Raw genomic sequence first — 19,857 nt, 5'->3', positions numbered from 1 at the left:
GTTTTTCCAGCAAATCAGCATTTATGCGAGCGAAGGGAATTTTTCCAAGGCATAGAATAACGGGCACAGGTGAATCTAAAAAGGAAGTGGATTTAGCCGATAACAGAAAGGATGTTTCTCCATGATCAATGAGTTTTCCTGGAGTTATTTCGCTTCAACCGGTGATATCCATGCTTATCTCCTCTACAGAGAACACCTTCAATCGTTAGGAGCCAGTGAAGAGGCTCCGTTTGATCCCGCCCAGGAAGAATTGGGTGACACACACGCATGCTTGTAAAATGGGAAGGAATTGTCATCCGCAGCGTGGACTACGGAGAGTCCAGCAAAGTGGTGACCCTGTTTACCCGGGAGCGCGGCAAGGTAGCGATCATGGCTCGAGGCGCCAAGAAGGCCAAAAGCCGGTTGAGCGCCGTCTCCCAACTCTTTACCCACGGATACTATCTCTGTAAAACGGGACCCGGAACCGGAATGGCCGATCTCTCACAAGGAGAGATCGTCGATTCGTTTCGGGATCTGCGACAGAATTTGATGTCTACGGCCTATGCCGCCTACATAGCGGAATTGTTGGATAGATTGACAGAAGACGGAGAAGGCAACCCTTTTCTGTTTCAGCTGTTGCACCAGCTCTTTCGCCACATGGACGAAGGGCGCGACCCTGAAATTCTCTGTCGGATCTTCGAGACCAAAATGCTCCAGGTAGCGGGAATCTCTCCCCAGCTGACAGCTTGCGCAAACTGCGGCGAGCAGCGAGAGCCGTATGTGGTCAGCGTCTCGCAGGGAGGCTTGCTGTGCCCGGCTTGTGCGGCTGGCGACGCTTATACGATTGCTGTAACGCCGTCGGTCTGGAAGCTTCTCAGGCTGTTTCAGGTTTTTGATCTGGAGCGCCTGGGCGAAATCGAGGTAAAGCCGGCGACCCGAAGCCAGCTTAAGCATGTGCTCCGAAGCTTTATGGATGAGCACCTTGATTTGCGGCTGAAGAGCAGGGCCTTTCTGGATCAGATGGAACGGATGCCGCTGGCCGGGAGCGATTGACATCCCGGCCGCTTTTCGCTATGATAAAAAATAATAAAAGCACGTTGCGGTGAAAGAAAGGAGTAGTCGGCCGCTGGTTTTTCAGACTGATCTGCAAAAGCGATTTGCGGGTCTGCTGACAAAAGCGAACCGGGGAGGGTGCAAGCCCGGTAACCAAGCTGACGAAGGGCATTCTGGAGCAACGCTTTTTTCGGAAAGAGGACGATTCGTTCGGCGTGTCGTCAAGTAGGGTGGAACCGCGGGAAATCCTCTCGTCCCTACACTGTTGGGTAACAGTGTAGGCGGCGGGAGGTTTTTATTTTGCCCCTCGCTGTTGCCCCGAAAAAAACAGGAGGTAAATGCCATGAGCATGACGTTTCAAGACATCATTTTGACACTGCAGAACTACTGGGCAAAGCAAAACTGTCTTGTCGTTCAACCTTATGATGTGGAAAAAGGGGCGGGTACGCTGAACCCGATGACATTCCTGCGCTCGATCGGCCCGGAGCCGTGGAATGTGGCCTATGTAGAGCCATCCCGTCGCCCGGCTGACGGACGTTACGGGGAAAACCCGAACCGCTTGTACCAGCACCATCAATTTCAGGTGATCATGAAGCCGTCTCCGGACAACATTCAGGAGCTGTATTTGGAGAGCCTCCGCCAGCTGGGAATCAACCCGCTCGAGCACGACATCCGCTTTGTCGAGGACAACTGGGAGCACCCTGGTCTCGGAGCCTGGGGGCTGGGCTGGGAGGTGTGGCTTGACGGAATGGAGATTACCCAGTTCACGTACTTCCAGCAAGTGGGCGGACTGGAGTGCAAACCGGTGGCGGTCGAGCTTACCTACGGTCTCGAACGCCTCGCCTCCTACATTCAGGAGAAGGAGAATGTCTTCGACCTGGAATGGGTAAACGGAGTAACCTACGGGGACGTGTTCCTGCAGCCGGAGTACGAGCATTCCAAATACACGTTCGAGCTGTCCGACGTGGACATGCTGTTCAACCTGTACAATACGTACGAAGCGGAAGCCAAACGGTTGATGAAAGAACACCTGGTTTTCCCTGCGTATGACTACGTGCTGAAATGCTCCCACACCTTTAACCTGCTCGATGCCAGAGGCGCGATCAGCGTGACGGAGAGAACCGGCTACATTGCCAGAGTCCGCAATCTGTCCCGCGAAGTAGCCCAAACCTACCTGGCTGAGCGCGAGCGCCTCGGTTTCCCGATGCTGAAACATGCGGCCGACAGCAAGGAAGGAGTGAGCGCAAATGAGTAAACGAGATTTTCTCCTGGAGATTGGCACAGAAGAAATGCCTGCCCGCTTTATTGCCGGAGCAGCGGCGCAATTGCGCGAAAAAGTCGAGAATTGGCTGGAGGGACAGCGCATCCCGTATGACAGGATCGACTCTTACGAAACGCCTCGCCGTCTGGCCCTGCTCATCCACGGTCTTGCGGAAAAGCAGCCGGACAAGGATGAGGAAGCCAAAGGACCGGCAAAAAAGATCGCCGTAGATGAAGCGGGCAACTGGACCAAAGCGGCCCAAGGCTTTGCCCGCAGCAACGGAGTAGACACAGAGCAGCTGTACTTCAAGGAAGTAAACGGCGTCGAGTATGTGCACGCGAGGAAAAGGGAGGCGGGAAAAGCAACACGCAGCCTGCTGCCGGCTTTGGCGGATGTGATCACATCGATGAACTTCCCGAAAAACATGCGCTGGGGTGCAAACGACCTGAAGTTTGTCCGTCCGATCCGCTGGCTGGTTGCCCTGTTTGGTGATGAACTGGTAGAGATGGAGATCGCCGTCGTAAAAACGGGGAACGTCACCAGAGGCCATCGTTTCCTCGGCAGCCAGGCGGTGAGCCTGCAGGCCCCCGCCCAATACGCGAGCAGACTGGCGGAAGAACATGTAATCGTCTCTGCCGATGAGCGCCGCACTTTGATCGTCGAGCAAATCCGCCGGTTGGAAAAGGAAAACGGTTGGCGAATTCCGATGGACGAAGGTCTGCTCGATGAGGTTGTGCATCTCGTTGAATATCCGACTGCTTTGTTCGGTACCTTTGAGCGGGATTTCCTCTCCATTCCGCGCGAAGTATTGGTTACGTCCATGCGGGAGCATCAGCGCTACTTCCCGGTGGAAGACGCCAGCGGCCAGCTGCTGAACCACTTCGTCACTGTTCGCAACGGCGATAGCCATGCGCTGGAAAATGTCGCAAAAGGGAATGAGAAGGTCCTCCGCGCCCGTTTGTCTGACGCCCGCTTTTTCTACGAAGAGGACCAGAAGCTTTCGATCGAAAGCTGTCTGAAGCGTTTGGAGACGATTGTCTTCCACGAAGAACTGGGGACCATCGGCGACAAAGTGCGCCGCGTCCGCAAAACGGCTGCCCTGATCGCGCAAACATTGGGCGTAACCGCGGACCAAGCCGGACAGGTGGATCGCATTGCCGAAATCGCCAAGTTTGACCTTGTCACCAACATGGTGGGCGAATTCCCGGAGCTGCAAGGCGTGATGGGCGAAGACTACGCGCGCAAGGCTGGGGAAAGCGATACGGTAGCGCGCGGCGTGTTTGAGCACTATCTGCCGCGTTTTTCCGGCGATCAGCTGCCCGCGTCCGCTCCCGGAGCGATTGCCAGCATCGCCGACAAGCTGGATACGATCGTCGGCTGTTTCTCGATCGGCATTGTCCCGACCGGCTCTCAGGACCCGTACGGATTGCGCCGGATGGCTGCCGGTATCGTGACGATCCTGATCGACCGCGGCTGGACGCTTTCGCTTGAAAAGCTGTGGGATGCCGCGCTTTCTTCGTACAGAGAGCAGGGCGTATCCAAACGGTCAAGCGACGACGTAAAACAGGATCTGAAGGATTTCTTCGCTTTGCGGCTGAAAAACGTATTGCAGGAGGAAGGCGTCCGCTACGACGTGATCGATGCTGCTTTGTCCGCTGATCTGAATGTGCTGCCCGTCCTTATGCAAAAAGCAAAAGCGCTGATGAGCGCCGTTCAGTCAAACGAGTTCAAATTTACGGTGGAACAGTTTAGCCGCGTCAACAATCTTGCCCAAAAGGCGGATGCAGACGCGATTTCCGATAGCCTCTTTGCCGAGGAGGTCGAACAAGCATTGTATCAGGCGTACGTGTCAGTGGCACAGGAAGTAAACGGGCTGGATGACCAAAAGCGCGTTCTGGACACGCTTGCTACCCTGCGTGAACCGATCCAGGCGTTTTTTGACAAGGTCATGGTTATGGCCGAAGATCAGGCCGTACGCCAAAACCGCTTGGCGCTGCTGCTGCATTTGTCCCGCCTGATTTACGGGTACGCCGACTTCTCCAAGCTTGTATTTGCCTGATCCTATCAACACAGATTCGCCTCCGCTGCAGCGCGGGGGCGACCTTTTTTCCCTTGGAAAGAAGGAAAATCCCGTCGAATAGAGTAATACTAGGGGTAGTAACCAGACAGAACCGGGGGGATTGGTCATCGAGCTTACGAAACGACAAGAGCACATCATACAGATCGTGAAGGATGAAGGGCCGATTACCGGTGAACAGATCGCGGAGCGGCTGAATCTGACCCGGGCTACTCTTCGCCCGGACCTATCCATCCTAACGATGTCAGGTTATTTGGAAGCCAGACCTCGCGTCGGTTATTTTTATGCGGGCCGACCGGCTGGCTCGATCATTAGTGAACGGCTTCACAAGCTTCTCGTCAATGACTACAAGGCGATGCCCATCGTCGTATCTGAATCGGCTTCCGCCTACGACGCGATCGTGACGCTCTTTCTGGAGGATGTAGGCACCCTGTTTGTAGTCAACCAAAAAGGCTTTCTGGCTGGTGTACTCTCCCGCAAAGACCTTCTGCGGGCCTCGCTCGGGAACAAAACCCTCGAGGATGTGCCCGTCGGGATCATCATGACCAGGATGCCCAATATTGTCACTTGCGGACCTGAGGAGACGCTATACGCGGCGGCGAAAAAACTGATCGACTTCCAGATTGACTCTCTGCCTGTCGTGCGTCCCGGCCAGGGGGAAGACAGCAAGCAGTGGGAACTGCTCGGGAGAGTGACGAAAACGACGATAGCCAAGGCATTTGTCGAATTGGGCAGCGAGCCGAAAGTGTAGGAGGAGAAGCGATACTATGGACCAACGAGGACAGCTTATCTATGTGGTTTCAGACTCTATCGGCGAAACGGCGGAACTGGTCGTACGCGCAGTGGCCAGCCAGTTTGACCGCTTTTCCATCGATGTACACAAATATCCATACATAGAGGACAAGGAATCGATTGACGAAATCATCGCCTCTGCCAAAGAAATGAACGCAATGGTCGTGTTTACGCTTGTCGTGCCAGAGCTGAAGACGTACATCGTCGAGCAGGCCAATAAACACGGAATCCGCACGATAGACGTGATGGGGCCGCTGCTGACGACCCTGCAGGAAATGCTGCACGAACCGCCTACCGGAAAACCGGGTCTGGTCAGGCGGCTGGACGAAGAGTATTTCCGCAAGGTCGACGCCATCGAGTTTGCAGTTAAATACGATGACGGCCGCGACCCCCGCGGACTGCTCCGGGCAGATGTCGTTCTGATCGGAGTTTCCCGCACGTCAAAGACACCGCTTTCGATGTATCTGGCGAACAAGCGCCTAAAGGTCGCAAACGTGCCGCTAGTGCCGGAAGTGGAGCCGCCTGAAGAGCTCTTTCAGCTCCCTCCGGAGCGCTGCATCGGGCTGACGATCAATCCCGAACAGCTGAACAGCATCCGCACGGAAAGGCTGAAGGCACTCGGCCTCACCGCACAGGCCAATTACGCGAATCTTGACCGAATCAACGAGGAACTGGCCTATTCGCAGAAAATCATAAAACGAGTCGGCTGCCCTGTCATCGATGTCTCCAACAAAGCCGTGGAAGAAACGGCCAATATCATTCTGGAGATCATCCGCAAGAATAATCTTCGAAAAGAAAATAGGTCTTAAGAAGGGTTTTGACGTTTTTTGTAGAATAAAAGGGAATCGCCTCCTTTGGGAGAGCCTTTACGGCGTTTATCGCCTGTGAAAATGTGGAAAAGTAGAAAAGAAGAAAAGTAGAGTATTTTCAAGAAGGAAAATGACGAATTTTGACGAACTAAATAACCTCATTGCGTAATTTATAAAAAAGGTGGAAAGACATGGCTGGTCCCAATTCAGCTGATTTTGTGAACCAAGTCCGTGCCGCTGTCGACATCGTAGATGTAGTCGGAGAGTATGTACAGCTACGGAAAAGCGGTCGCGCTTTTCTGGGCTTGTGTCCGTTCCACTCGGAAAAGACACCCTCCTTTAATGTCAATGCGGAGCGACAATTTTTTCATTGCTTTGGTTGTGGGGCAGGCGGAGATGTCTTTTCCTTTTTAATGAAGCTGGAGCAATTGACATTTCCCGAAGCCGTCCACAAGCTGGCTGAGCGAGCCGGGATCGCAGTGCCCCAGGCGCAAGAGGAGGAAGAAGCGGCTCCGGAAAAAAAGGCCAAGCAGATCATGCTTGAGGCACATCAGCTGGTATCTAAGCTCTACCACTACGTCCTAACGGAAACGCCATATGGCCACGAAGCGATGAAGTACCTGCAGAAGCGGGGAATATCACGGCAGACGATCGATGAATACGAGATCGGTTTTGCACCGGACTCCTGGAACTTCGTCACTTCGTTTTTGCAAAATCGGCGTTTCTCGCTGGAGTTGATGGTGGAGGCAGGGTTGTTGGCAAAAAGCGAAGCCGGCAAGATATTTGATCGGTTTCGCGGGCGCGTGATGTTTCCCATCCACGATTCGCAAGGAAAGGTAATTGCTTTCGGCGGGAGAACCTTGGACCCGTCAGCGCCAGCCAAGTATCTCAACAGTCCGGAAAGTCCGCTATTCAGCAAGAGTACAACACTGTTCAACCTTCATCGCGCTCGTCCATTTATCCGGAAGAGAAAACAAGCCTTGCTCTTTGAAGGGTATGTGGATGTGATTTCAGTATGGCAAGCAGGCTTTCCTCAAGGGATTGCTACATTGGGAACCGCTTTGACCGAGCAGCAGGCGAGGATGATCAGACGAAACGCCGAGTCGGTTGTTCTCCTGTTCGACGGAGACGCGGCTGGACAAGAAGCGACCGCTAAAGCGATCACGATCCTTCAGGAAGCGGGGATCGTTGTCCGCATCGCTCCCTTGCCGCCCGGTACCGACCCTGACGAATACATTCGCCAGCACGGAGCGGAAGCATTTTCCCAGCAGGTATTGCTTCAGGCAATGCCGGTCACAGCGTTTCGCCTGAAACATTTGCGTGACAAGCACGTAATACAGGATGAGACCGATCAGAAGCAATTCATCGAAAAGGCGATTGAAATCGTAAACGAGCTGGACAGTCCGGTCGAAAGGGACTTGTATTTGCGGCAATTGGCGGAAGAACACTCCCTGACCCTTGATGCGATCAAGTGGGAGTCACGCAGGCTTTACAAACAGCAAAAAAGTGACAGACAAAGGGATAAAGTGACGCCAGCATGGAATAATAGTATAAATAATGGCAAAGTTACGCTCGCAAAAACACTGCCCCCCGCTTACTACACGGCCGAGCTCAAGCTGCTGGCCTACATGATGCGCAATCGGCATATCGCGGATCGGGTTCAGGCCGAGTGTACCGGTTCGTTCCAAGTAGATGAACACGATGCATTAGCGGCCTATTTATTCGCATACTTCGCAGAAGGACATCAGGAGGATCCTGGACAGTTTATACACTACCTGCAAGACGAAGCGTTAAAGCAATTAGCCTCGGGATTGGCCATGATGGAGTGCAGAGACGACGTATCTGATCAAGAGATCGGGGACTACATCAAGCAAGTAAATCACTACCCGAAGCGCTCCGAACTGGAGCGGCTGCGTGAAGAACAGCGGACTCTTCACATGCAAGCAGCTGCAGCGGACAGCGAGGAAGCGCGCAGAGAACTGGAAATTCAAGCTGCCGTCATAGGGATGAAGATTCTTGAATTGGAAAATGCTTTAAAAGAAGGGTAGCATCAGATCATTCCCGGGGAAGGAGGGATAGTAGATGAACAAACAAAACATCACTTCAGACATGGAAGCAGCGTCCATTGAACAAGTGAAGGAACAGCTGGTCGAATTGGGCAAAAAACGCGGCGCGCTGTCGTATAAGGAAATTATTGACCGCATTTCAGGATTTGAGCAGGATTCCGACCAAATGGATGAGTTCTTTGAGTATCTGGGCGATCAAGGAATCGAGGTCAATAATGACAGCGAGGACGACGAAGAAGTGGACGATATGATCATGAAGGATGAGGAAAACGAAGAGTTCGAATTCGACGATCTCTCCGTGCCGCCCGGTATCAAGATCAACGACCCTGTACGAATGTATTTGAAGGAAATTGGCCGTGTTCCTCTGCTCTCCGCTGAAGAGGAGATTAAGCTGGCAAACCGGATCGAACAGGGCGATGAAGAAGCAAAACGTCGTCTGGCGGAAGCGAACCTGCGACTTGTCGTATCCATTGCCAAGCGTTATGTAGGAAGAGGCATGCTGTTCCTGGACTTGATCCAGGAAGGCAATATGGGCTTGATTAAAGCCGTGGAAAAGTTTGATTACCGAAAAGGCTTCAAGTTCAGTACGTACGCGACGTGGTGGATTCGTCAAGCGATTACCCGTGCCATCGCCGACCAAGCCAGAACGATTCGCATTCCGGTGCACATGGTCGAAACCATCAACAAGCTCATTCGCGTATCCCGCCAATTGCTGCAGGAGTTGGGACGCGAGCCGATGCCGGAAGAGATTGCGGAAAAAATGGATTTGACGCCTGAAAAGGTACGTGAAATCATGAAAATTGCACAGGAGCCGGTGTCTTTGGAGACACCGATTGGCGAGGAAGACGATTCCCATCTGGGTGATTTTATCGAAGACCAGGACGCGCTGGAGCCTTCCGATGCAGCTGCTTACGAGTTGTTGAAAGAGCAGCTGGAGGATGTCCTGGATACGCTGACGGACAGGGAAGAAAACGTGCTTCGCCTGCGCTTCGGCCTTGATGACGGACGCACGCGCACTCTGGAAGAGGTTGGGAAAGTATTCGGCGTTACGCGTGAACGCATCAGGCAAATTGAAGCAAAGGCGCTTCGGAAGCTTCGTCATCCGAGCCGCAGCAAACGCTTAAAAGATTTCCTCGAATAACCGATATAGGAAGTATGTGGCCTACGTTAGCCGGCGTAGGCCTTTCTTTTTCCAATCTCAGGTCAACCCGTCAAGCCAAAGGAGGGTCCCGCGTTGGACGACCAGCGCAAGCGAGTCATCATTTCTGAAATTGAAAATTGGCGGCGAAATCACTTGCTGCCCGAACATTACTGCATTTTCCTGTTAAACTTGTATACCGAAGGAGACAGGCCGCAATCGTCAGAGACGGCGAGGAAGGGCAGCGGCAGTATTGCCTCGGGTTTTGGACAAGTCGCAGCATCCTCGCAAGGAGCTCCAGCAAGAGGGACGAAAGCAACGGCCCCGTATGTGTCGGGAAATGCTGCTCCGATTTCCGGTAAAATGATCCTTTCCTGGCTGATCGGCGCTTTTTTGATCGCGGGGATCATTCTGCTTGCTTTTCATTTTAACCGTTTTACCCCCCTAATGCAAATTGCCATCTTTGCCTGTTTCTCTTTGATTTGTTATATATTGGCATTTGCTTTCAGGAAATCTTCGCCACTTGTCACGCATTTGCTTTTGGGACTATCCTTTGTAGTACTGCTGTTAGGCGGATTTTATATGATTCACCAGCTGGGCGGCCCACTGTCTGTCATGCTTATTTATTTGTCAATCATTTCCATATTATTGTGTGGCAGCGCTTTTCTATTCGGATTTCCTTATCTGCTCTACTGCGGGGTTTTGGCCTTTGCCCTTGTGTATGGGGTTGCGACGGTAGATCGTGTGGGAGACAGGTATACATGGTGGAGAGCTGAGCTGTACTGGGTACCGGTCGCTTGCCTGATGGTTGGATTGGGCTTCCTTGTACATCAGAATTATCCGAAGTGGGCCGGTGTCTTTGCGATTTGCGGAATGATTGCCTTTTTTGGCGCAGAGCTGCAATCTCTGTATATTCCGTCAGCTCGCCAAGACCTGATTCAGCTGCTGTTGTTCATCAAAGTGTTTCTCAGCTCCGCTTTCTTCTTTTTCACGAGAGGGTACTGGTATCAATGGCTGCGTTTATAAGGAAGGGCTCCACTACGAAGCCTTTGTCCTTTTCTGCCTATTCTTGTTACAATAGAGGCGGAGTGGAGTAATTCATCGGGGTGAGAGTGTTGAACAAAAAAATGTGGGTATTGTCAGGGATTCTTCTGGCAGCGGTTTTCTTCGGCTTTGAAGCTTTCGCGATGGTCGTAAGCATGAAGACATACAACGTAGGTTACATACTCGGAGCCGCTTCGTTCTTCGGAGCGGTTTTGATGGGGGCACGCAATGAATAGGCGTGTCTTTTTTTGTTTGAGTTGTCTTATTTTTTGGAAAAAGGCGTACACATCGCAAGGGGGGATGGTGTATAATGGGATTGCAAACTGAACAAACGCTCAGTCGGAATTTGTACTTTTGCAAAATCAATATAAAAACGCTTACAAGGGGGCGGATCAACGATGAATTTTGATTTGAATACCGAACAGCTTATGCTCAGGGATATGGTTCGGTCATTTGCGGAAGAAGTGGTTGCACAGGGGGCAGACGAAAGAGATCGGACAAAAGCCTTTCCCGCGGATATTTTCAAGAAGATGGCGGATTTGAGCCTGATGGGCCTTCCCTTCTCCGAGGAATACGGCGGCGCCGGGGCGGACAGCATCAGTTTTGCAATCGTCGTGGAAGAGCTGAGCCGTGTTTGCGCATCGACCGGAATCACGTACTCGGCGCATATTTCCTTGGGCGGGGCTCCGCTGGCCATGTTTGGCACCGAACAGCAAAAGCGGGAGTACCTGACCCGAATATGCAGCGGTGAAAGCCTGGGGGCATTTGGGTTGACAGAGCCGAATGCAGGCTCTGATGCCGGCGGCACAAAAACGACCGCTGTTCTGGAGGGGGATGAATGGGTCATAAACGGTGCCAAGTGCTTTATTACCAATGCTTCCTACGCCAAATTCCTCGCCTTGACTGCGGTTACGGACAAAGCAAAAGGCACCAAGGGGATCACCGCGTTTATCGTTCCCACGGATGCGCCAGGCTTCACAATATTGAACAACTATGAAAAGCTGGGGCTTCACAGCTCCAACACAACCGAACTCGTTCTGGAAAATGTGCGCATACCGAAAGACCAGGTTCTCGGACGCGAAGGAGAAGGGTTTAAGCAGTTCCTGATTACATTGGACGGCGGGCGCATCGGCATAGGAGCGATGGCAGTAGGGATTGCCCAGGCAGCTTATGAAAAGGCTCTGCAATACGCAAAACAGCGTTCCGCTTTCGGTCAATCGATCTCCCGTTTTCAGGCCATCCAGCACAAGCTGGCAGACATGGCCATGCAGATTGAGCTAGCGCGGAACATGGTTTACAAGGCAGCCTGGCTGAAGGACAATCAGCGGAAGTTCACCAAAGAAGCAGCCATGGCCAAGCTGTACGCTTCCGAAGTGGCCATGGCCGCGACGCATCAATCCATTCAGATTCACGGCGGATACGGCTATATGAAAGAGTATCAGGTGGAGCGCTTCTTCCGGGATGCCCGCTTGCTTGAGATCGGGGAAGGGACTTCTGAAATTCTCCGCAATGTCATTGCCCGCGAAATCGGCTGTTAATTCTTGCATTTTTTGCCTCGTCTTGACGAAAGACGGGGCTTTTCGCGTTTTTTTGCATTGGGAAAATAGGAACAAATAGGGTAGAATAAAGGCATTGGAAGGTGAAAGAGCTTATGACAACATGGATGATATCCAGGCGATTGCAAACAATTGCCCGTTTTTGCCCGAAGGGAGCCCGCGTCGCCGACATCGGATCGGACCACGCGTTATTGGCTTCTTATTTGATTAGGGAAGGAATTGCTTCGTTTGTCGTGGCGGGCGAGCTGAATGAAGGCCCTTACCAGGCAGCGCTGAAGCAAATACATACGATTCAAGCTCAGGACAAGGTATCGGTACGCAAAGGCGACGGCCTGTCTGTCGTAAGCCAGGGCGAGGTGGATGTCGTCTGCATTGCCGGAATGGGCGGACAGCTGATCGTGTCCATTTTATCGGCCGGAGCAGACAAGCTTCAAGGTGTAAGCCGATTGATATTGCAGCCGAATGTCGGCGAGGAGCATGTACGCCGCTGGTTGATGGAAAACGATTGGCAGCTCTCTGCGGAGACGATTCTGGAGGAAGACGGGATCATTTATGAAGTCCTGGCAGCAGACAGGGGAGATGGAATGGCCCCGTATCAAAACAAGGATCGCCTCCCGGCCGAATTGCTGCGCATCGGGCCGTTTCTCTGGGAGGAAAAATCTCCTGTCTTGGCAAGAAAATGGATGAGTGAACGGGAGAAGTGGACAAAGGTATTGGAGCAGCTGAGCCGTTCGGATAAAGAGGAGGCGACTGTACGAGCCGGGCAGATTAAGGAAGAACTCGAATGGATCGATGAGGTGATTGCATGTTTGCACACGGACAAACCGTAATTCAATATGTGGAAAAGCTCGCTCCCAAAGCGATGGCTCTGGAGGGAGACAAAATCGGACTGCACGTGGGGACCTTGCAAAAGCAGGTGAAAAAGGTAATGGTGGCTCTGGATGTATTGGATGCAGTCGTTGATGAGGCCATTGCCGAAGGTGTCGACCTGATCGTCGCTCACCACGCCGTCATCTACCGGCCGCTCAAGCATTTGAGGACCGATATGGCAGCCGGCAAATTGTATGAGAAGCTGCTCAAGCACGATATTGCCGTTTATACCGCCCATACCAATCTTGACGTCGCTGCCGGCGGGATGAATGACTGGCTGGCAGAAGCGATTGGACTCGAAGAGGTGGACATGCTCGATGTGAGCTACCGGGAGACGTTGAAAAAACTGGTCGTATACGTTCCGCAATCTCATCGGGATGCCGTATTCCAGGCGATCACCGAGGCTGGTGCAGGCTGGATCGGCAATTACAGCCACTGCACGTTCCAAGCTGACGGAACAGGGACGTTCCTGCCGAGAGAGGGGACAGACCCGCACATCGGAAGCCACGGCAAGCTGGAGAAGGTAGAAGAGGTACGGATTGAAACGGTTGTGTCTTCCGCAAGGCAAAATGCCGCGGTCAAAGCGATGCTGGCTGCCCATCCGTACGAGGAGGTCGCTTACGATCTGATTCCTCTGGACAATACGGGCCTGTCTCTGGGGATCGGACGGATCGGAAAGCTGCCGGAAACGATAACTCTGCAAGAGCTGGCGCTGCAAATTAAACAGCGCTTCTCGCTTCAGGGGCTGCGCGTGATTGGCGATCTAAATGCGCCAGTCAGAAAGGTAGCCGTGGTAGGAGGAGACGGAAGCTCGTATGTCTCCAAGGCTGTTTTTCGCGGAGCGGACGTCTTTGTCACTGGGGACATCGGCTATCATACGGCACATGATGCGCAGGCAGAGGGTTTGTTCATTATTGACGCCGGCCACAACATCGAAAAAATCATGAAGGAGAAGCTGGCGGCCTTTTTGCGCGAGCGTCTCCAGGAAAACGGGTACGGGACGGAGGTAATTGCTTCACGCGTTCATACCGATCCGTATCAATTTTTATAGAATGCAAAGCGGATGCATAGTTCGATCCCATAAGGGGACCTGACTTGCTCCCTGGCTGGATGGCGCAGCGGTCGGCACGTTGCTCATATAAGCCTATGCAAGCCAAACTGGTGTAGGGGGATTTTCGTGCGAACAAAGTTGAAAGCCTTAACTTGCGTGCTGCTCGTTTGCAGCTTGCTTGCGCCCTCGGCTGCAAGTGCAGCGGACTCATACATGCCGTTGCCGTATACAGATATCAGCAAGCATTGGGCGAAATCGTCGATTATAAGAGGAGCCTATTACGGCCTTTTTGCCTCGGGGGGCTCTATTACCCGTTTTTATCCTAATCGGGAGCTGACGCGCGCAGAGTTTGTCGCGTTGATGGACCGGATTTTCGTAGTGGGAAAACCGCATTTGTACCCGCTCACTTTTTTATCGGAACACGAGGGGTATGGAAAGGCAGAAGGTTTCGACGAACCTTACCTCCCCTACAAGGATGTCAATCGGCTAACATGGATGTACGGCCCGACTTTGCGAGTATCCGTTCTGCTGGATCGCTTGTATGGACCAAATGCGATTCAGAAGATTTTTCCCGGCCCGCTCTTTTTGCCCAATCAGCCGATCACGCGTGAGGAAGCGGCCAAACTGCTCGCTATCTATACGATGGAAACGGATGAAACAAAAGTGTGGAACACCGTCAATGAGTGGGGATGGCTTGCAGGCAAACCGAAAGCCAAGTTAAAACGGGGTGAGGCGGCTGCTCTTTTTGATGGTCTGGTGCAGTTCTTCCAGAGCGATGTGATGCTGCCGCTGCTCGATTACGACGGTCAAAAGTTTCCGATGGTTCCGGAGATTCAGGATATGTTCCCGCTGTTTGCTCCATATACCGAGCAGGTGACCGGGGACGATCGGATCTACGTCGACGCTGCGGAAGCGATCAGATATCACGAAGATTCCAAGGAGACATTCCGTGCCCTGCGAAAGCTGTCCGAAGGGACCTTTGACAATCAGGTAGGCGTGCATTACTACCTGAGCTGGAATCCCGACACGGAGGTAGCGGAAAATTTGGAGCACGCGTTCAAGGCGATTGATGCTTACTTCGCCGACCGGATCGTCTTGCCCGACACGCTTCGTCTGTTAACCGCCAATGTGTATGATATCGCTCTGCAAATGGGAGCGACCGACCCGAAAATGTATGAAACGGTTCTCGATCGCCTGGACGGCTATGAGCAGAAAATCGGAATAGATCCGCAAGAGTCGGAAGTGTTGGCCCTCTACAAAGCGGCATTAGAAGCGAAGATGGGCCATGTTGATAAAGCGCTGGACATCTATCGTGCATATGCCTCTCGTAATCAGGAAGCTTTGAAAAATGTGGTCTACTACCTGGTGCAAAAGGACCGGTTGCCGGAAGCGCAGTCGTTTCTTGCCGGACTGCAGCCGAAGAAGTCAGAGGTAGAGATGATGCAGTTATCTCGTCTGCTCAAACAGGAATTGGCCACTATCGAGGAGCAGTCATCCATTGTGCGGGACCTGAGCTTTACCATGGGCCGCATGGATAATCTCAAGGGATACAAAGTCGAAGGCGAAGCTGTTCTGAAAGGCTTTTTGGTGAAATACACGGAGGAGGTAGACTGGCTGAGCAAAGCGAAGCATGCGACAGGCATTTATCAATCTCCCCAGAAGCTGGTGCTGGACAAATGGGAAAGTTATACCGATACGGAAAAAAACACCAAGTACGAACGCAATTTTGACTCCGAAAGCTGGGAGCCGTCACGTGTTGACCAGCAGGAGTTCATGTCAGATTATGTGGACGGCATGAGCGTAAAGGATCGAGCGCGTATCCTCGGCGCCAGATACTACAAGCAGTCATTTGGAGAATACCACATTATCACCGAGTGGATTCCTGGCGACAAAATCGTGGAAGCCGCCAAAAACGTATCGCTCAATCACGGGAAGATCAAGAGCGTGCCAGTCTTCATGAACAAGTACTACATTGACAGTGACTCTGATCTGTTGGTGAAGCGGGTCTGGCGCTATGAAGAAGTGTATGATACACAGGAATACGTCGCCTACGCCGGAGAAGAATCCTACAAAACCCAGGTCGATGTACGGGTATCCATACCACAAGAAGTGAAAGGGGCAGCGCGATGAAGCGGATATTTTCGTGGGTCCTGGCAGCCATTCTCGTACTCGGAGCCTCTCCAATCCATGCTGCCGATGACCCGTTTGCGGAGACAGTGGAAGTGTACCAGCAAGTGTTGGACAATCATTTGAGCAAGCCGAGCGAGAAACAGCTTGTCCAAGGTGCTCTTGAGGGCGTCAAAAAGCTCGTGGAAAAAGAAAAAAAGGTATCACTGGAATTTTCGCCTGAAGATGACACGCTTGCCGAAATGGAACGGCGTCTGTCGGAGTGGAAGGATAAGGCCAAGCTGGATATTTCCACTTTGAATCGCTTGGCAATCGAAGGCATGCTGGCGACACTGGACGATCCTCACACCATGTTTTTTACAAAGGAGGACCTGCAGCTTTTCGAAGCCAATGTCGAGAATCAGTTAGTCGGCTTTGGCTTCCGTATGCGTTTCCAGAACGGGCTTATGCTGCTCAGAGAAATCATTCCGAATTCGCCGGCTTCAGCATCCGGGTTGAAAAAAGGGGACCAGCTGCTGGCCGTTGACGGGGTTTCGCTGCAAGGAAAAAATGCGGAAGAAGCGTACCTCATGCTAAGAGGGGAAGAAGGCACAGAAGCGGTTTTAACTGTCTTTCGGCCAAGTGAAAACCGTCAGCTGGAGGTGAAGCTCAAGCGGGCGGCGATCACCGTTCCGGAGGTGGAAGGAAATCTCTTTCAAGGCGGGAACATTGGCTATATCAGTCTCGAGACATTCGGTTCAGAAGCAGCCGTCCAATTCCGTGACAAACTCGATCAGCTTACGAAGCAATCGCCCTCATTAAAGGGCTTGCTTGTGGACCTGCGGGACAATGGAGGCGGATACCTCTCGAGTGCTAGAGATATCGCCAGCCTGTTTATGGAAGAAGGGCTTTTGATGTATACGACGAACCGCAATGGCGTGGAAGTGCAGACATGGGTGCGAAATGGGCGGGATATCAGCTATCCTGTCCGCATTCTTGTGAATGAAGGGACCGCTTCCGCCTCAGAGCTTCTCGCCGGTGCGCTGCGCGACAACGGGATTGCCAAGCTGGTCGGCACCAAGACTTTCGGCAAAGGTAGCGCACAGCAAATCATTCCGCTGTCGGAGGGGGACGCGCTGAAAATAACGCTGCACGAGTATTTTACCCCTAAGCATACAAAGGTCAACCATGTCGGGCTTGAACCGGATATCGGCGAAGCAGACTACGCCGCGCAAGTCGTGCGGGCCCTCCATTCAATCGGCGTGAAAAGCTTTCAGCTGGAAGCGGAAGATGGAGACACTGTTGTGAACGGTATTGCCTTTGCTGCTGTAGACCATTTGTTTAAAAAGAATGAACAGGGGAAATGGCTTGTCCGTTCAAAGGTTCTGGCAAGCCTGATCGGCGAAGAGCAGCTTGGCGCACAGGATTACGTGGACATCACTTCTTATCTGCAGAAGTATCCGACGTTGAAGATGCAGACAGACAAAGAGTCCCCTGTTTTAACCTATCAGGTCTTGGGAAGATAGCATGATTTGGACGCCTTCTCCTCTTTTTCATAGAGGGGGAGGCTTTTTTCTTCGGACGAATAGCTGGATGGGAACGGCAAACAATAACAAGTACGACTACAACTATGGAAAAAGGAAGGCATACGGATGAAGAAAGTTCTCCTTTTTTTGATTGACTCCATGATGCCTGACGTGTTGGAGCAATGCATCGCGGCAGGAAAAGCGCCGGGACTGAAGTTTTTCATGGAGCGGGGACAATACATCCCGGACTGCGCAACCGTATTTCCGACGATGACGGCCTCGATTGACTGTTCTTTGATAACGGGAGTTTACCCGGATCAACACAAGATTCCCGGTCTGGTTTGGTACGACCCGGATAGTAAAACCATGATCAACTACATCAATGGAACAGTGCATGTTAGCAAGATAGGATTGGAGCATTGTGCAACGAACGTGCTTTTCGACCTGAATGAAAGGCATTTAAGCCGAGACGTAAAAACCATACATGAGGAATTGGAAGAGGCAGGCCTTGTCTCAGGTTCCATCAATGTGATTGCGCATCGTGGACATAAACAGCATAAGGTTTATTTGCCCCCTGCTCTCGACGCGGCAACCGGTTTTTCCCTACGGGAAAAAGTGAGCGGACCGACGATTATGAGCCTTGGCACCCTGGTTAGACCAAATCTGTTTCGCCCGATTTTGTGGAATTGGTCCCAGTCAGCTGCAAGGGGATACGGAATTAATGATACACATGCGATCGATGTGCTGATCGAAGTGATATTGAGCGGAAAGCAGCCTGATTTTACTTTGATTTATCTGCCTGAAAATGACCACAAGCTTCACCGGGCCCCTCAAGAGGCCATTCAGCATCTAAGTGAAGTGGACGCCGAACTGGTGCGCTTTCTTGATTCCTATTCTTCCTGGGAGCAAGTTCTGGACGATAACATCTGCATCTTTATCAGTGACCATGGACAGACATTGATTGGCGATTCAAACGATCACAACATTGATTTGATGAGTTTGCTGTCCACCTTTTCCATACACAGGCTGGGTGCAAACGTTTCATCAAAAGACGAGATCGTACTCTGCAATAATGAACGAATGACGTATTTGTACCCGCTGCGTGCGGACGAGTTGTTGAAGATTGTCGCGGCTGTTGCCACAGATTCGCGGATTGATCTGATTTCCTGGAAAGAGGGGCACAAGGTTGTTGTCCGACGTGGAGGAACTGATAAAAGCTTGTCTTTCTGGAAAGGCGGGAGGTATCAGGATGTATATGGACAATGCTGGTCTTTTGAAGGCGACCTGCAAGTACTGGATGTCAGGCTTGACGGCGAGCAGCTTCAATTTGATGAATACCCGGACGCTTTTTCGCGGCTGTACGGTTCGCTCTTTTCGCAGCGCATACCTTTTATCGTCCTGACAGCGGCACCAGGGTATGAATTTGTATCCGAAGCTGCCCCGACCCATCTCGGAGGAGGAAGCCACGGTTCCCTTCACAAACGGGATTCTCTGGTTCCGCTGTTAATTACAGGAGCGTCGCGCTATTTTATGACACCCGCCCGATTGATTGATGTCAAAGATTTTATCCTTCAGGAGCTGGGAGTGGCAATTCCATCACGGTAAGGACAGGCAGGTGATCGGACCACTTTACCGGAATCGTTTCATACCGATGGATTTGCCAGTGGGGAGATGCGAAAATGTAGTCTATCCTTCTCTGAAAGGTGATAATCGTCGAGAGATGACCGCCTCCGCATGCAAGAGCGGAATCATTCAGGACAGGAGAAAAAGAAGCGCTCACTGTATTGAAATCTCCCATGAGGACGAGAGGACTTTCTTTTTTTTGTTCCGCCAGCTTCTTGATCAGCAGCATCTGATTGTGACGGGTGGCTTGGTTTAGGCTGCAATGGGTCACCCAGATGTTCACGATTTGCTCTTTGTAGGAGATCGTTGATTGCAGGAGGGACCGCATTTCTTTTCGGGATGGAAGGGCGATAGTTTGGAATTGAGTGATGGGAACGCGTGACAAAACTGCGTTTCCATAATGCCCGTCCCCAAACGGAATGGATGGGGAAAAAGCGAGTTCATACTGAAGCTCTTCTGCTAAATAAGATGCTTGGAAGCCATACTTACTGTTTTGGTGAACTTCTTGCAGGCCAATGACATCTGCCTCAAGCAGTTGAAGTGTTTTTCCCATTTCGCGCAGGCGTTTGCGCCAAAACAAGTCTCTACCGCTATGAATGTTATAAGTAATGAAGCGAAGCATTGCTGTCTCCCTTTCTGTGCTTTATGTATATTTCGTTTTTATACTCATTAAAAGCAGTATGGTCACTCTTCCCACTTGCATACACCTGTTTATTGTGGTAGATTATTTCTTCCGGGCATTGTTCTCGGATATCTTTTTTTGCTTTTGAAGTAAATTACTTAGAATTTCCTGTTGCAATCATTTTTAGACTATGCTATATTAAAAAGCGTCGCCTCGATAGAAAACGGGCGACAAAATGTTCCTTGAAAACCGGATAGAATCAATCTGTAAAGCTTGTGTTTTAA

17 protein-coding genes are annotated in these 19,857 nt (G+C 51.8%); 16 read left to right on the top strand and 1 reads right to left on the bottom strand.

Translation table 11 applies throughout. The features are described 5' to 3' along the window. Window positions 1-121 precede the first annotated feature (121 nt). The 16 genes from Q3F21_RS22360 (at window position 122) to Q3F21_RS22285 (ending at window position 18,933) form a co-directional block, all read left to right on the top strand. Window positions 122-277, top strand: a complete 156-nt coding sequence (locus tag Q3F21_RS22360; protein WP_340258014.1) for a YqzL family protein — start codon at window positions 122-124, stop codon at window positions 275-277. Next, complete coding sequence (recO, locus tag Q3F21_RS22355; RefSeq protein WP_340258012.1) at window positions 268-1,032, top strand: DNA repair protein RecO; 765 nt, start codon at window positions 268-270, stop codon at window positions 1,030-1,032. The genes Q3F21_RS22360 and recO overlap by 10 nt, the downstream gene beginning before the upstream one ends. A 343-nt stretch (window positions 1,033-1,375) precedes the next feature. Then, on the top strand, window positions 1,376-2,287 hold the full coding sequence (glyQ, locus tag Q3F21_RS22350; protein ID WP_340258010.1) for a glycine--tRNA ligase subunit alpha: 912 nt from the start codon (window positions 1,376-1,378) through the stop codon (window positions 2,285-2,287). Then, window positions 2,280-4,352, top strand: a complete 2,073-nt coding sequence (gene glyS, locus Q3F21_RS22345) for a glycine--tRNA ligase subunit beta (protein WP_340258008.1) — start codon at window positions 2,280-2,282, stop codon at window positions 4,350-4,352. Before glyQ ends, glyS begins: the two co-directional genes overlap by 8 nt. Window positions 4,353-4,473: 121 nt before the next feature. Next, window positions 4,474-5,121, top strand: coding sequence for a helix-turn-helix transcriptional regulator (locus Q3F21_RS22340; protein ID WP_340258006.1), 648 nt, complete (start codon window positions 4,474-4,476; stop codon window positions 5,119-5,121). Between the two features lie 16 nt (window positions 5,122-5,137). Then, window positions 5,138-5,971: a pyruvate, phosphate dikinase/phosphoenolpyruvate synthase regulator gene (locus tag Q3F21_RS22335; protein ID WP_340258004.1), complete on the top strand. Its 834-nt coding sequence runs from the start codon at window positions 5,138-5,140 to the stop codon at window positions 5,969-5,971. Window positions 5,972-6,162: 191 nt separating this feature from the next. Further along, entirely contained in the window at window positions 6,163-8,019 is a 1,857-nt protein-coding gene (dnaG, locus tag Q3F21_RS22330) for a DNA primase (RefSeq protein ID WP_340258002.1), read from the top strand. 34 nt (window positions 8,020-8,053) lie between these two features. Then, window positions 8,054-9,178 carry an RNA polymerase sigma factor RpoD gene (gene rpoD, locus Q3F21_RS22325; protein WP_003390594.1) on the top strand — a complete coding sequence of 375 codons (1,125 nt, stop codon included), beginning with the start codon at window positions 8,054-8,056 and terminating at the stop codon, window positions 9,176-9,178. A 93-nt stretch (window positions 9,179-9,271) separates the two neighbouring features. After that, window positions 9,272-10,201, top strand: coding sequence for a hypothetical protein (locus Q3F21_RS22320; RefSeq protein WP_340258000.1), 930 nt, complete (start codon window positions 9,272-9,274; stop codon window positions 10,199-10,201). An 89-nt stretch (window positions 10,202-10,290) separates the two neighbouring features. After that, window positions 10,291-10,455 (top strand): hypothetical protein, encoded by a 165-nt coding sequence (locus tag Q3F21_RS22315; protein WP_340258081.1) that lies wholly within the window; start codon window positions 10,291-10,293, stop codon window positions 10,453-10,455. Between the two features lie 162 nt (window positions 10,456-10,617). Then, on the top strand, window positions 10,618-11,757 hold the full coding sequence (locus Q3F21_RS22310) for an acyl-CoA dehydrogenase (RefSeq protein ID WP_340257998.1): 1,140 nt from the start codon (window positions 10,618-10,620) through the stop codon (window positions 11,755-11,757). Window positions 11,758-11,870: 113 nt separating this feature from the next. Then, on the top strand, window positions 11,871-12,605 hold the full coding sequence (locus tag Q3F21_RS22305; protein ID WP_340257996.1) for a tRNA (adenine(22)-N(1))-methyltransferase: 735 nt from the start codon (window positions 11,871-11,873) through the stop codon (window positions 12,603-12,605). Next, complete coding sequence (locus tag Q3F21_RS22300) at window positions 12,581-13,696, top strand: Nif3-like dinuclear metal center hexameric protein (protein WP_340257994.1); 1,116 nt, start codon at window positions 12,581-12,583, stop codon at window positions 13,694-13,696. The genes Q3F21_RS22305 and Q3F21_RS22300 overlap by 25 nt, the downstream gene beginning before the upstream one ends. 126 nt (window positions 13,697-13,822) lie before the next feature. Continuing rightward, window positions 13,823-15,826, top strand: a complete 2,004-nt coding sequence (locus Q3F21_RS22295) for an S-layer homology domain-containing protein (protein ID WP_340257992.1) — start codon at window positions 13,823-13,825, stop codon at window positions 15,824-15,826. Then, entirely contained in the window at window positions 15,823-17,328 is a 1,506-nt protein-coding gene (locus tag Q3F21_RS22290; protein ID WP_340257990.1) for a S41 family peptidase, read from the top strand. Before Q3F21_RS22295 ends, Q3F21_RS22290 begins: the two co-directional genes overlap by 4 nt. A 126-nt stretch (window positions 17,329-17,454) precedes the next feature. Further along, window positions 17,455-18,933, top strand: a complete 1,479-nt coding sequence (locus Q3F21_RS22285; RefSeq protein ID WP_340257988.1) for an alkaline phosphatase family protein — start codon at window positions 17,455-17,457, stop codon at window positions 18,931-18,933. Here the strand turns inward: Q3F21_RS22285 and Q3F21_RS22280 are convergent. Continuing rightward, a complete protein-coding gene (locus Q3F21_RS22280; protein ID WP_340257986.1) occupies window positions 18,893-19,573 on the bottom strand; it encodes an endonuclease/exonuclease/phosphatase family protein in 681 nt (226 codons plus the stop codon). The two genes, Q3F21_RS22285 and Q3F21_RS22280, sit on opposite strands and share 41 nt — an antisense overlap. Window positions 19,574-19,857 lie beyond the last annotated feature (284 nt).

Origin of the sequence: Brevibacillus borstelensis (assembly GCF_037834415.1) — a bacterium.
In the GTDB taxonomy this organism is placed as follows: domain Bacteria; phylum Bacillota; class Bacilli; order Brevibacillales; family Brevibacillaceae; genus Brevibacillus; species Brevibacillus borstelensis_A.
Note: the sequence above shows the minus strand (reverse complement) of the source record. Positions and strands in the feature narration are given on the sequence as shown.